This is a genomic window from Nonomuraea sp. NPDC050227, assembly GCF_044459705.1.
Lineage (GTDB): Bacteria > Actinomycetota > Actinomycetes > Streptosporangiales > Streptosporangiaceae > Nonomuraea.
This window is the reverse complement of sequence record NZ_JBITJF010000015.1, coordinates 244843-258971: the sequence shown is the minus strand read 5'-3', so window position 1 is coordinate 258971 and position 14129 is coordinate 244843. Positions and strand designations below refer to the sequence as shown.

Below are 14129 nucleotides of genomic sequence, written 5' to 3'. Positions count from 1 at the left end.
CCGCCATGCCCCCGACCAGAAAAGCCCGCCGACGGACGATCCGCCAGATTCTCGGCGGCGTCCGCCGGAGGGTGCGCCGTGCGGCGGGCCGGGTGCGCAGCGTGTGGCGGCGCTCGCTCCAGCTCCAGGTGGTCACCAGCACACTGGTGATCTCCGTGACCGTCGTGGTCGTCCTCGGCACGTTCCTGTCCGACGAGATCAACCGGTCCGTGGTCGCGAGCAGCCAGCAGTCGTCGCTCAACGAGGCGTACGCCGACCGGCTGCAGATCGCCGACGCGCTGATCCCGCCCTCCGACGACGGCGCCAAGGCCCCCGACACCGACCAGAAGGTCAACCCGCTCGACGAGGTCATGGACACCGTCACCGGGTCGGGCGAGGACGGCTCCAAGAAGCGCTACGACGTGCTCATACTCAACGAGGCCAAGCCCGGCATGTCGCGGGCCTCGGGCCGGGTGGTGCAGGCCGACGTGCCCGCCTCGCTCCGGCAGCGCCTGCAGAAGTACATGAACCGGGCCGAGTACGGCAAGACCGAGATCCAGATCGAGTCGATCAGGTTCGCCGGGCAGAGCCAGGCCACGCTGACGTTCGTGGTCGGCGGCGTCGTGCACGAGCCCACGACCGGCCAGGACTACCAGGTCTACCACTTCTTCCCGTTCAGCGAGGAAGAGGAGCTGCTGTCCAACGTCCGGCTGGCCATCGTCGTGGTGGGGCTCGGGCTCGTGCTGCTGCTGGCCGCCATCGCGTACCTGGTCGCGCGGCAGGTCGTCACGCCCGTGCGGCTGGCCCGCCAGGCCGCCGAGCGCCTGGCCGCCGGCAAGCTGGACGAACGCCTCAAGGTGCGCGGCGAGGACGACCTGGCCCGCCTGGCGAACTCGTTCAACGAGATGGCCGCCAACCTGGCGCTCAAGATCCACCAGCTTGAGGAGCTGTCGCAGGTCCAGCGCCAGTTCGTCTCCGACGTCTCCCACGAGCTGCGCACGCCGCTGACCACCGTCCGCATGGCCGCCGACCTGCTGTACGACGCCCGCGAGGACTTCGACCCCATGGCCGCCCGCTCGGCCGAGCTGATGCAGGCCCAGCTCGAACGGTTCGAGTCGATGCTGGCCGACCTGCTGGAGATCAGCCGCTACGACGCCGGCGCCGCCACGCTCGACGTCGACTCCGTGGACATGCGCGACGTCGTCCACCGGGCCATCGCCGACTCCGAGGCGCTGGCCGAGCGCCACTCCACCCGCTTCGACATCCGCCTGCCGCACGAGCCGTGCATGGTCGAGGTCGACAACCGCCGCGTCGAGCGCATCCTGCGCAACCTGCTGTTCAACGCCATCGAGCACGGCGAGGGCAGGGAGATCGTGGTGACCGTGGGGGCCGACCGGGACGCCGTCGCCGTCGCCGTGCGCGACCACGGGATCGGGCTCAAGCCGGGCGAGGAGACGATGGTCTTCGACCGGTTCTGGCGGGCCGACCCGTCCAGGGCCAGGACCATCGGCGGCACCGGGCTCGGCCTGGCCATCTCCCGCGAGGACGCCACGCTGCACGGCGGCTGGCTGCAGGCGTGGGGGCAGCCGGGCGAGGGCTCGCAGTTCCGCCTCACGCTGCCCAGGCTGGCCGGGGCCGACCTGAAGGGCTCGCCGCTGTCGCTGGTGCCGCCCGAGATCGAGATGCGGCGCACCTGGCGCAGCCACATGACGCCGGTGCTGCTCCCGGCCTCGGGGGACGGAGGCGGCCATGAGGAGGACTAGACGGGTGGGCGCCGCGGTCGCCCTCGCCGCGGCCGTGGCCTGCGCGGGCTCGGGGTGCACCGTGATCCCGGTGAGCGGGCCGTACACGGTGAGCGACACCGGGGGCGGCGATCCGCTGAACAAGCCGTTCCAGCGCATGATCGCCGTCCCGCCGCGCGACGACTGGAACCCCGAGTACCTGATCAAGGGGCTCCAGGCGGCCATGGCGGCCTACCCCGACGACCCCACCGTGCTGGCCAGGTACCTGACGCCCAAGGCCCAGGCCAAGTGGAAGGCGTCCGGGCCGGTGACGGTGATCGAGGACGCGTACCAGGTGGACCCCCCGGGGGAGGGCGACGAGCCGGAGACGTACGGGCTCAAGGGCAAGCAGGTCGCCCGCATCGACCCCGACGACGCGTACGTGCCGCTGTCGGGGAACGCGCCCGAGCGGTCGTTCGTGCTCAAGAAGGACGCCCGCGGCGCCTACCGGGTCGACGACCTGCCGGACGGGCTGCTGCTCACCAAGTCCGACGTGGCGCGGGCGTACCGGCTGACCAACCTGTACTACCTCAACAGCGCCCGCGAGCGCCTGGTCGTCGACCGGGTGTGCCTGCGGCTCAAGCCGACCGAGACCTTCGCCCAGACCATCGTCAAGCGGCTGCTCAAGGGGCCGAGCGGCGCGCTGCGCGGCGCCGTGGGCACCGTGTTCCCCGAGGGCACGCAGGTCGAGTCGGTCGGCACCGGCGAGGACCGCGTCCTGATCAACTTCTCGGGCCCGCTCCTGCCGCTCGACCTGGGCGAGAAGGCCGCCCTGGTGGCGCAGCTCAAGTACAGCCTGACCAGCAACAAGGTCGCCAACAGCCGCACCATCGAGGTGCAGGTCGACGGCGAGCAGTACTGGACCGAGCCGCCCAACCTGGAGGCCCACTGGCTGGAGAACGGCGGCGGCACGCCGTACTACACCAGCAAGGGGTCCGTGCACGTCATGAGCGACGAGGGCCCGGGCGTCGCCGTGTCCGGACCGGCGGGGGAGGGGAACACCGACTTCAAGGCGTTCGCGCTGTCCACGCAGCAGACCGGCGCGATCGTCGCGGCCCGGACCTCCACCGGCATCTCGATCGCCGGGCTCACCCCCGAGGGCCGCTGGCAGCAGGTCGTCGAGGGCGCCGACCTCACCGACCCCACCTGGCGCCGCGACGGCTCCCTGTGGACGTTCGACCAGCACAACAAGGTGGTCCTGCGGTACGACCCCAACGGCGGACGCGGCCCCGAGCGCGTCTCCGCCCCCGGGCTCGACGGCCTCGACGTCACCGCGTTCCGGATCGCCAGGGACGGCGTGCGGGTGGCCCTGCGCACCGGCAAGAACACCGTGCAGCTCGGGGCGCTGAGCGAGGGGCTCAACGGGCCCATGCTCGGCAACCTCCAGACGCTGACCTCGACGGAGGTCGAGTACGAGATCGAGGACATCGCCTGGGAGGACGACGAGCACCTGCTCGTCCTCATCAAGAGCAAGGCCGGGCAGATCCTGAACGAGATCGACATCGGCGACGGCGAGACCATCGGGATCCCGCTGAAGGACCGGCTGGCGGGGGTGACGGCGCTGAACGGGCGGGTGCTCGCGGAGGCGAGCACCGAGAAGGGCCCCAAGATCATCGAGCTCAACCAGGACCGCCAGGGCTGGACCAGCAAGATCGAACCCAACGCCAAGAACCCCTTCTTCCCCCTGGGCTGAACCCGTCCCCGGACCGCCTCCCATCTGAGCTGGAGGCGCGTGCGCGGAGCCGGGGAACTGTCGGTGGTGGGGGGCATGCTGGGGGCGTGTTGGCGGGGGTGCTCGATGTGTTTCTGCCGCAGTCCTGCGTGGGCTGCGGGCGTGCCGGGGCGCGGTGTTGCGCCGGATGCGCGGCCGGGATGGCGGTCGCGCCCGCCAGGCGCGGGCCTGAGCCGGGCCCGCCCGGCCTGCCCGAGTTCTGGTCGGCCACGTCGTACGAGGGCGCGGCCCGCGCGGCGATCCTGGCGTACAAGGAGCGAGGGGCGGTGGGGCTGGCCGGCGTGCTGGCGCAGGTGCTGGCGTTCACCGTGCTCACGGCGCTGGGCGCGGCGGCGGGGACCGGGGCCGGATGGGCGCGGGGGCCGTTCGCCGTCGTGCCGGTGCCGAGCGCGAGGAGGGCGCTGCGGGTCCGTGGGCACGATCCCATGGGCCGGGTGGCGGTGCTCGTCGCCCGTCATCTGGTCGCGTCCGGCGTGCGGGCCGAGCCGTGGGCGGCGCTGCGGCAGGCTCGGCGGGTGGCCGACCAGGCGGGCCTGAGTTCCACGCAGCGCGCCGCGAACCTCGCCGGGTCCCTCTGTGTGGCCGGGCGCGTGAAAGGCCCTCCAGCGCCGTCTGCGGTGCTGCTGGACGACGTCCTGACCACCGGCGCCTCGCTCACCGAAGCCGCGCGAGCACTGCGCGCCGCCGGTCTGCGGGTGCCGTTGGCGGCCACCCTCGCCGCGACACGCCGAAGATCTTGAAACTGCTCTGCATCACTGTCGGTAAAGAAAGATCCAATTCTTGGGGACGTCTTGAAGAGGGGATGTCTCTTCCCGGGAACAAGAGATGGCACAGCTCAGGCGACCGGAAGCCGCGTGGCCGCAGGGGTTGGCGACCGACGGCGCCGGGGTCATGCGGACGTCCGGAACTCCGGGAAAATCACGGAAAGTGATCCTTTGGCCGAGCCTCCGGCTGACATTCGCCCAGGATGCGGATAGCGTTCTGACATGGCACCCGTCCGGGTCCGTGGTTGCGCAGAGTCGGTGTCCCCGGCTCTGCTAGCCGAGGCCAGCCGCAGGCAAAACGGTCCACGTAAGGCGACTCTTTGTCGACCGATCACGGTGCGGCTTAGGGGTAAGTCCTGCCTTCCCGAGGGTCCAGATGTCCCTCGCCAGAAGAGAAGGGCAGTAGTGGCAACAGAGCTGCGAAATCCTCAGCAGGCGAATGTGGGGTCGAAGACCAGGTCGGCCGGACGGGTGCCACCCGAGAACCCGGTGACGTCGTGGCGGAAGAGGGTAGCGGTGACAGAGAGGCGGACAGGAAACCCCGTCCGGTACGCACATCGTCGGGCGCTCTTGCTCAGTCGTTAGACGAAGGGGGGCTGTTGCATGGACATCATCGTCAAGGGTCGGCACACAGGAGTGAGTGACCGGTTCCGAGACCAGGTGACGACCAAGCTGGCCAGGATCGAACGTCTGGACAACAAACTCATCCGAGTCGATGTGGAGGTGTCCAAAGAACGCAACCCTCGCCTCGCCGACCAGCGCGAGCGCGTCGAACTCACCATCCATTCGAAAGGCCCGGCCATCCGCGCCGAAGCCTCGGCCGACGATCGGTTCGTAGCCCTCGACCTGGCCCTCGACAAGCTGGAAGGCCGCCTCCGCCGGCTGGCCGACCGGCGCAAGGTCCATCACGGCAACCACTGCCCGCCCTCGGTGGCGGAGCTCACCGCGACGCTCCCTGACGTCGCCGGCCCGCCGTCCCGGGGAACCAAGCCCGTCCCCGAGCCGGCCGAGTCCTACGAGGACCTGCCGGTGCAGGAGGACAAGCTCGACGACGACATCGTCCCGATCGAGATGGACGGCGACGGCCCGCTCGTCGTGCGGGAGAAGTTCCACAGAGCGGAACCCATGACCATCGACCAGGCCATGCTCGAGATGGAACTGGTCGGGCACGACTTCTACCTGTTCCGTGACAAGGAGAGCGGCCTGCCGAGCGTGGTCTACAACCGGCGCGGGTACAACTACGGCGTGTTGCGGCTCGTAGAGCCCTGATCGCACACCGGAAGATCTTCTCGACCACCCGAGGACCGTGCCATACGTGCCATCATGGCGGTCCGACGGCTCTGGCCCCCCGACGAGGAGGAGACGTGAGCGAGCTCAGTCAGGTTCAGATGAGCGAGCGAAGCGAGGGTACTGACGGGACAACCGCCATGCGGACCGCCGCTACGGCCCCGACCGGGCGTGACAGCGGAGCGGCCGTCCGATGAGCAGGTTCCCCGTGAGCAAGGCAGGCGCAAGTCGGACCGAGGAGGGCTCGTGACCGAGTCCGGCGAGGTCCGCACGGCAGACAGCGAGCCGATCCGCGTGCTGATCGTTGACGATCACGAGCTGATCCGGCGAAGCCTGGCGTTGACGCTGGCCGCGGAGCCCGACATCGAGGTGGTCGGTGAGGCGAGCGACGGGCAGGAGGCGGTCGAACTGGCCGATCGCCTCATGCCCGACGTCGCGCTGATGGACGTGCGCATGCCCCGGCAGGACGGGATCGAGGCGACCAAGAGCATCAGGGCGTCCGTCCCGAGCACCCGCATCATCATGCTGACGGTGAGCGACGAGGAGGAGGACCTCTTCGAGGCCATCAAGGCCGGCGCCACCGGATACCTGCTGAAGGACGTGCAGATCAACGACGTGCCCGCCGCGGTGCGGGGCGTGCACGAGGGCCAGTCCTTAATCAACCCGGCGATGGCCGCCAAGCTCATCAGCGAGTTCGCGAACATGAGCCGCAAGGAGGCCGAACGCCCGCCGCAGCTCCCCGTGCCCCGGCTGACCGACCGCGAGATGGAGGTCCTGCGCCTGGTCGCCAAGGGCATGAACAACCGCGAGATCGCCAAGCAGCTGTTCATCTCCGAGAACACGGTGAAGAACCACGTCCGCAACATCCTCGACAAGCTTCAGCTGCACTCGCGGATGGAAGCGGTGGTCTACGCGGTACGCGAACGCATGCTGGAGATCACCTGACCCTGGCGCGGGCATGTGCGAAGGCCGCCGGCCGCGCCCCCGGATCTGTCCTCCCGGGACGGTGAGCCGGCGCGATCGCCGTCCCTCGTTCGCTGTTCCCCTTTCTCCGGCCGTGGCGGGCGAGGCCGTGGCGCCGGCCCGCTGATGATCTACGGCCGTGGCGCGGTCAGGAGGTGGGCGAGCTCCGGAGGGTCGGTGCGTTCGACGCGGACGGCGTCGCAGCCCACCCAATCGGCGGCCGACCACAGGGCGTCGCGGAAGGCGTCGGCCCACTTGGCCGGGGACAGGCCGGGCTCCAGGTGGACCTGACGGGCGACCAGGGTGGTGCCCTCACGAGCCGGGTCGACCCGGCCGATCAGGCGGCCCCCGGCCAGCACCGGCATCGTGAAGTAGCCGTGGACGCGCTTCTCCTTGGGCACGTAGAGCTCAAGCTGGTACTTGAAGCCGAAGACGCGCTCGGTGCGGCCGCGGTGCCAGATCAGGGAGTCGAACGGCGACAGCAGCGTCGTGCGGTGGCGGCCGCGCGGCTCGGACTCCAGCGCCTGCGGATCGGCCCACGCGTTGGCCTGGCCCTTCTTGGCCGGCCAGCCCGCCACATTGACCGGCACCAGCCCGGCGGCGCCGCTGAGCAGGGCCTGGTCGAGCATCGCCGCGTACTTGCCCTTGAGCCGCAGGAAGTCGAGCAGGTCGGTACGGTTGGCCACCCCGAGCGACCGGCCCGCGATGGCGGCCAGGAGGACGACGCACTCCTCGTCGGGCAGGTCGTCGGCCAGCAGGTCGGCGGGCACCACGCGCTCGGTCAGGTCGTAGACGCGGCGCCAGCCGACGCGGCGCACGCAGGTGATCTCACCGATGTCGAGCAGCCACTCCAGCCCGATCTTGGAGTCGGACCAGTCCCACCACGGGCCGCCGTTCTTGGCGCCGCCGACGTCGGATGTCGTGAGCGGGCCCGAGTCGCGCACCTGCTGCAGCAGCTTGTCGACGCTGTCGGGCACCTCGTGCCAGCGGTAGCGCCGGTCGCGGTAGGCGCGGCGCCGGAAGGCGTAGAGCGGCCAGTGCTCGATGGGCAGGATGCAGGCGGCGTGACACCAGTACTCGAAGCTCTGGGCGGGATCGTGCCAGTAGGCGCGCTCGACCGTGGGCCTGCCCACCGCGCCCAGGCGCGCGTAGGCGACCAGCTCGTGGGAGCGGGCCAGGACGGAGATCGTGTCGAGCTGTACGGCGCCGAGCCGGCGGAGCATGCCGCGCACCCCGCCCTTGCGCGCGTCGGCGCCGATGAGCCCCTGGGCGCGCAGGATGACCCGGCGCGCCTCGTCGGCGGTCAGGTCGGTCACGTTCGTCATGCGGCGAACCCCGGGAGGCTTTGGGGGACGGTAGGGCTATCCATGGGAGGAATTTAGCGGCGCCCACCGACAGAATCGGCCCACCCCCGGGCACGCCCTGGACCGGAAGGGCGGGCCGGGAAAGACGCGCCGTGCAAGGGGCGGGGGCGACACGCCGATGTACCGGGGTTGGGGAATTGGATGCCGAGAAGAAAGAGTCCAGGAGGGGCCGGGCATGGGAACGGCGGGCGCCCGGTCCGTCGGGGCCCGCCGTGTGCCGGGTGGGTCAGCGGTGGTCTTCGGCGCGCATGCCGACGCGGGGCGCGTCGATCACCACGTCCGTGAAGATGTCGAAGACGAGGGCGAGGATGCCGCCGACGACGAACACACCGGCGCCGACCCAGACCAGCGTCCAGTTGTCGGCCGTCAGCCCGAAGCCGGCCACGATGGTGCCCACCACCATGACAGTCACGGCCAGCCACGAGGAGGCGCGCCCGCCGTGGTTGCCGAGATTCTCCGTGTGCTCGGACTTCTTCCCCTCAACCATGACTAAATCCTTCCTTTGCCGGATATCCCGCTATTGGTGCGAACCGGCGCTCAACCGGCATACCCTCTGCCTTGGCCCCATTCTCCCAGACGTGTCCGGCGCCCTCGTCGTCACGGTGGCTGTGTCTGGTTGCGGAACCGCCTACGATGGCAACCGGGGAAGTTTGTCTCGGCCTCTCCTCCTGGCGGCGCCGCCGGGGTAGACCTGCGAGGAGCTTTACATAAAGTGGCAGCCATTCTCGACAAGATCCTACGTGCCGGCGAAGGCAAGACTCTGCGCAAGCTCAAGCGGATCGCCGATCAGGTCAACTCCATCGAGGACGACTTCACGAGCCTGTCCGACGCGGAGTTGCGCGCGCTGACCGACGAGTTCAAGCAGCGTTACGCCGACGGCGAGAGCCTCGACGACCTGCTTCCCGAGGCGTTCGCGACCGTCCGCGAGGCGGCTCGCCGCGTGCTCGGCCAGCGGCACTTCGACGTGCAGATCATGGGCGGCGCCAACCTCCACCTGGGCAACATCTCCGAGATGCGCACCGGTGAGGGCAAGACCCTGACCTGTACGTTGCCCGCCTATCTCAACGCCCTGTCCGGCAAGGGCGTCCACGTGGTCACGGTCAACGACTACCTGGCCAAGCGCGACGCCGAGACCATGGGCCGCGTGCACCGCTTCCTCGGGCTGGAGGTCGGCTGCATCGTGTCCGGGCAGGCGCCCGACGAGCGTCGCAAGCAGTACGAGGCCGACATCACGTACGGCACCAACAACGAGTTCGGCTTCGACTACCTGCGCGACAACATGGCGTGGTCGCTGGAGGAGTGCGTCCAGCGCGGCCACAACTTCGCGGTCGTCGACGAGGTCGACTCGATCCTCATCGACGAGGCCCGCACGCCGCTGATCATCTCCGGCCCCGGCGAGCAGTCGGGCAAGTGGTACAGCGAGTTCGCCAAGATCGTTCCGCGGCTGCGCAAGGGCGTCGAGGCGAAGAACCCGGGCGAGGAGAGCACCGGCGACTACATCGTCGACGAGAAGAAGCGCACGGTCGGCATCCTGGAGGCCGGCGTCGAGAAGGTCGAGGACTGGCTCGGCATCGACAACCTCTACAAGCCCGAGCACACCCACCTGGTCGGCTTCCTGAACAACGCGCTCAAGGCGAAAGAGCTGTTCAAGAAGGACAAGGACTACATCGTCGCCGACGGCGAGGTGCTCATCGTCGACGAGTTCACCGGCCGCGTGCTGCACGGCCGGCGCTACAACGAGGGCATGCACCAGGCCATCGAGGCCAAGGAAGGCGTGAAGATCAAGGACGAGAACCAGACTCTCGCCACGGTCACCCTCCAGAACTACTTCCGCCTCTACGCCAAGCTGTCCGGCATGACCGGCACGGCCGCCACCGAGGCCAACGAGTTCCACCAGACGTACAAGCTGGGCGTCGTCCCGATCCCGACCAACCGGCCGATGGTCCGCAAGGACCAGCCGGACGTCGTCTACAAGACCGAGGACGCCAAGTTCAACGCGGTCGTCGAGGACATCAAGGAGCGTTACGAGGCCGGTCAGCCGGTCCTCGTGGGCACCACGTCGGTGGAGAAGTCCGAGCGGCTGTCCAAGGCGCTCAAGCGGCGCGGCGTGCCGCACGAGGTGCTCAACGCGAAGAACCACGCGCGTGAGGCGTCGATCATCGCCGAGGCGGGCCGCAAGGGCGCCGTCACCGTCGCCACGAACATGGCCGGTCGAGGCACCGACATCATGCTCGGCGGCAACTCCGAGTTCCGCGCCGACCTCGAACTGCGCCAGCGCGGCCTCGACCCGGTCGACACGCCGGAGGAGTACGAGAAGGCCTACCCCGAGGCGCTGGAGAAGGCCAGGGCGGCCGTCAAGGCCGAGCACGACGAGGTCACCCAGCTCGGCGGCCTCTACGTCCTCGGCACCGAGCGGCACGAGTCGCGCCGCATCGACAACCAGCTCCGCGGCCGTTCCGGCCGTCAGGGCGACCCCGGCGAGTCGCGCTTCTACCTCTCGCTCGGCGACGACCTCATGCGCCTGTTCAACGCGGCCAGGGTCGAGCTGATCATGAACAGGCTGAGCATCCCCGACGACCAGCCGATCGAGTCGGGCATCGTCTCCAAGGCCATCGCCTCCGCCCAGCACCAGGTCGAGCAGCAGAACTTCGAGATCCGCAAGGAAGTTCTGAAGTACGACGAGGTCATGAACCGGCAGCGCAAGGTGATCTACTCCGAGCGCCGCCGCGTGCTGGAGGGCGCCGACCTGCACGACCAGGTGCGCGGCTTCATCGGCGACGTGATCGACGGCTACGTCGCGGGCGCCACCTCCGAGGGCTTCGCCGAGGAGTGGGACCTCGACCGGCTGTGGAAGGCGTTCGGCGAGCTCTACCCGGTCACGGTCACCATCGACAACCTCGTCGAGGAGGCCGGCAGCCGCGAGGAGCTGACCGCCGAGTTCATCTCCGAGAAGATCAAGGCCGACGCCCTGGAGGCGTACGCCAGGCGCGAGGAGCAGCTCGGGGCGGAGGCCACGCGCAACTTCGAGCGTCAGGTCATCCTGTCGGTGCTCGACCGCAAGTGGCGCGAGCACCTCTACGAGATGGACTACCTGCGCGAGGGCATCGGCATGCGGGCCTACGCGCAGAAGGACCCGCAGATCGAGTACCAGCGCGAGGGCTTCGAGATGTTCTCCGCGATGCTGGAGGGCATCAAGGAGGACTCCGTCGGCTTCCTGTTCAACCTTGAGGTCGAGGTGCAGGAGAACCCGATCGTCGAGGAGGAGGACGCCGCGGTCACCGAGACGCGGTCGATCATCTCCACCGCCCTGCGCGCGCCGCAGCGCCCGGCCGAGCTTGAGTACTCCGCCCCGGGCGAGCAGGGCGACGTCGAGCACACGCGGGTGCGCACCACGTCGGCCGAGCGGGCCGCGTACGGGAACGTCGAGCGCAACGCGCCCTGCCCCTGCGGGTCGGGTAAGAAGTACAAGCGCTGCCACGGCGACCCGAAGAACGCCGTCTGACCCGCTGAGGCGAGCCTGAACGGGCCCCCGTCCCCCTGCGCGAGCAGGAGGGCGGGGGCTTCGTCGTCGGCGCGGGGGCGCCTAGGGGGCCGGCGGGGCGGGGGGTTCGTGGCCGGGGGTGGGGATGTTCAGGCGGCGGATCAGGAACGCGAAGATCAGATAATAGAGAACGAAATACAGCAGCCCGAAGCCGATGATCAGCCCGAGCCGGTGGGTGTTCGATTTGCTGGCGTTCAGCAGCATGTCAATGGCGCCGCCGGAGAAGGTGAAGCCGAGCCGCGCGCCCAATTCCGCCATCAGGGCCATCGACAGCCCGGTCAGCAGGGCGTGCACCACGAAAAGCACCGGCGCGACGAAAATGAAGGCGAATTCCAGGGGCTCGGTTATGCCGGTGATGAATGCCGTCAGCCCGGCCGACAACATGATGCCGCCCACGGACTTGCGGCGTTCCGGCGGGGCCGCCCGCCACATGGCGATGGCGGCCCCGAGCAGCCCGAACATCATGACGGGGAAGAAGCCGGTCATGAAGATGCCGGCGCCCTGCTCGCCGGCGAAGTAGCAGTTCAGGTCGCCGGCGGCGTCCCGGGTGGCGCCGTTCACGCCGGCGTGGCACTCGGGCAGCGTGAACCAGACGATGGTGTTGAGGAAGTGGTGCAGGCCGACGGGGATCAGCAGGCGGTTGGCCACGCCGTAGATGCCGGTGCCCACGGTGCCGTGGGCCGAGAGCCAGTCGCCGACGCCGGACAGCCAGTCGCCCACCGGCCGCCAGACCAGCCCGAACACGACGCCGAGCAGTAGGGCGGCGACGGCGGTGATGATCGGGACCGAGCGGCGTCCGCCGAAGAAGGCCAGCCACGGGGGCGGCTTCAGCCGGTAGAAGCGCTGCCAGAGCAGCGCCGCGGTGATGCCGATGACGATGCCGCCGAGCACGCCGGTGGGGTTCTGGGCCCCCAGGTTGAGCATCGGCCCCTGCGGGGTGGTGACGACGACCTTGTCGTAGACCGCGCCGTGGCCCGCGTCGTAGAAGAGCGTGCGGCTGACGCGGTCGAACACCAGGTAGCCGACCAGGGCGGCGAGGGCGGTGGAGCCGTCGGACTTGCGCGCGAATCCGATCGCGACGCCGATCGCGAACAGCACGGGCAGGTTGTCGAACAGGGCGCCGCCGGCCGCGGCCAGGACGTTGGCGACGGGCAGCATCCAGGGCAGGAGGCCGCCGAGGCCGTCCTTGCCGAGCAGGTCGTCCTGGCCGAAGCGGAAGAGCAGGCCGGCGGCGGGCAGCACGGCGATGGGCATCATGAGCGAGCGGCCGATACGTTGCAGCACCGCGAACGTCGCCGACCAGGGCGACGCGCCCATGGTCCTCACCCCCGCTCGGTGGTCCGTCAGCGGGGGAATGCCAGGTTCCTACCACGGCGGGCGTGGCGGAAAACGGCCGCTAGGTCTCGCCGGAGTCGAGGTCGGGCTCGGGTTCCCGGCCCGGCGTCATGATGTCGAACCTGCGGATGAGGAAGGTGAACACGACGTAGTACACGACGCCGTAGATCAGCCCGAGCAGCAGGATGCCGGGCAGGTTCTGGGTGTTGGACTTGCTGGCGTTCAGCAGCATGTCGAGCAGGCCCGCGGAGAAGCCGAAGCCGAGCTGCCCGCCGATGAGCGTGGTGAGCGCCATCGCCAGGCCGGTCAGGACGGCGTGCGCGACCAGCAGCGCGGGCGCGACGAAGATGAACGCGAACTCGATCGGCTCGGTGATGCCGGTGACGAACGAGGCCAGCCCGGCCGAGAGCATGATGCCGCCCACCGTGGCCCGGCGGTGCGGGGGCGCGGCCCGCCACATGGCCAGGGCGGCGGCCGGCAGGGCGAACATCATGACGGGGAAGAAGCCGGCCATGAACTGGCCGGAGTGCGGGGCGCCGCCGAAGTAGCAGTTCCAGTCGCCGCCCAGCACGTGACCGCCCACCTCGCACTGCGGCACGACGTACCAGACGACCGAGTTCACGAAGTGGTGCAGGCCGAGCGGGATGAGCAGGCGGTTGATCAGGCCGTAGATGCCGGTGCCGATCGGGCCGATGGCGGCCAGGGCCTCGCCGGCGTGCCGGATCCACTCGCCGAGGACCGGCCAGAGCCAGCCGAACAGCACGCCGAGGAGCAGCGCGACGATGGAGGTGATGATCGGCACGAACCGGCGTCCGCCGAAGAAGGCCAGCCACGGCGGCAGCTTGATGCGGTGGAAGCGCTGCCACAGTAGCGCGGTGACCAGGCCCATCACGATGCCGCCGAGCACCTTGGTGGGGTTCTGCATGCCGTAGTTGATGACCTCTTTGATGCCCTGGTCCTGGACCTGGCGGATGGCCACGGTGTCGCGGATGTCGGAGCCGAAGAACATCACCTTGGTCACCCGGTCGAACACCAGGTAGCCGACGACGGCCGCGAGCGCGGTGGTGCCGTCGGCCTTGCGGGCGAAGCCGATGGCCACGCCCACCGCGAACAGCAGCGGCAGGTTCTGGAAGAGCGCGTCCCCGGCCGCGGCCAGCACCTCGGCGACCTGGCTCATCCACGCGAACCCGGGCACGTCGGCCAGGCCGCCGGGGGCCGGGCCGTTGGAGCCCAGCATGTCGGGCTGCCCGAACCGGAAGAGCAGCGCGGCCGCGGGCAGGGCCGCGATGGGCAGCATCAGCGAGCGGCCCAGCCGCTGGAGCACGTTCATCACGCGTGCGAACGGCGAAGGCCGGGCGGCGGCGGTGGTCTCGTTCACCGGGC

10 protein-coding genes are annotated in these 14129 nt (G+C 69.7%); 6 read left to right on the top strand and 4 right to left on the bottom strand.

The window, feature by feature from the left end; genetic code table 11:
* The first annotated feature begins 5 nt into the window (after positions 1–5).
* The 5 genes from mtrB (at position 6) to ACIBK9_RS44110 (ending at position 6488) form a co-directional block, all read left to right on the top strand.
* Entirely contained in the window at positions 6–1742 is a 1737-nt protein-coding gene (mtrB, locus tag ACIBK9_RS44130; RefSeq protein ID WP_397164989.1) for an MtrAB system histidine kinase MtrB, read from the top strand.
* The gene (locus tag ACIBK9_RS44125; RefSeq protein ID WP_397164988.1) at positions 1729–3453 is read left to right on the top strand and encodes an LpqB family beta-propeller domain-containing protein; all 1725 of its coding nucleotides are present in this window, start codon (positions 1729–1731) and stop codon (positions 3451–3453) included. Before mtrB ends, ACIBK9_RS44125 begins: the two co-directional genes overlap by 14 nt.
* Positions 3454–3632: 179 nt before the next feature.
* On the top strand, positions 3633–4232 hold the full coding sequence (locus ACIBK9_RS44120; protein ID WP_397164987.1) for a ComF family protein: 600 nt from the start codon (positions 3633–3635) through the stop codon (positions 4230–4232).
* Positions 4233–4859: 627 nt separating this feature from the next.
* A complete protein-coding gene (gene hpf, locus ACIBK9_RS44115) occupies positions 4860–5525 on the top strand; it encodes a ribosome hibernation-promoting factor, HPF/YfiA family (RefSeq protein ID WP_387668776.1) in 666 nt (221 codons plus the stop codon).
* A gap of 264 nt (positions 5526–5789) precedes the next feature.
* Complete coding sequence (locus tag ACIBK9_RS44110) at positions 5790–6488, top strand: response regulator transcription factor (protein ID WP_352326269.1); 699 nt, start codon at positions 5790–5792, stop codon at positions 6486–6488.
* A 149-nt stretch (positions 6489–6637) separates the two neighbouring features.
* On the opposite strand, the gene ACIBK9_RS44105 is transcribed toward ACIBK9_RS44110, so the two are convergent.
* Entirely contained in the window at positions 6638–7831 is a 1194-nt protein-coding gene (locus ACIBK9_RS44105) for a winged helix-turn-helix domain-containing protein (RefSeq protein ID WP_397164985.1), read from the bottom strand.
* Positions 7832–8096: 265 nt separating this feature from the next.
* Complete coding sequence (locus tag ACIBK9_RS44100; RefSeq protein ID WP_357970282.1) at positions 8097–8357, bottom strand: HGxxPAAW family protein; 261 nt, start codon at positions 8355–8357, stop codon at positions 8097–8099.
* Positions 8358–8582: 225 nt separating this feature from the next.
* On the opposite strand from ACIBK9_RS44100, the gene secA reads away from it, so the two are divergent.
* Positions 8583–11372: a preprotein translocase subunit SecA gene (gene secA, locus ACIBK9_RS44095; RefSeq protein WP_358282774.1), complete on the top strand. Its 2790-nt coding sequence runs from the start codon at positions 8583–8585 to the stop codon at positions 11370–11372.
* A gap of 81 nt (positions 11373–11453) precedes the next feature.
* Here secA and ACIBK9_RS44090 read toward each other — a convergent pair whose 3' ends face one another.
* Positions 11454–12728, bottom strand: coding sequence for a PTS transporter subunit EIIC (locus tag ACIBK9_RS44090; protein ID WP_397164982.1), 1275 nt, complete (start codon positions 12726–12728; stop codon positions 11454–11456).
* Positions 12729–12807: 79 nt separating this feature from the next.
* A complete protein-coding gene (locus ACIBK9_RS44085; protein ID WP_358282778.1) occupies positions 12808–14124 on the bottom strand; it encodes a PTS transporter subunit EIIC in 1317 nt (438 codons plus the stop codon).
* Between the last annotated feature and the right edge of the window lie 5 nt (positions 14125–14129).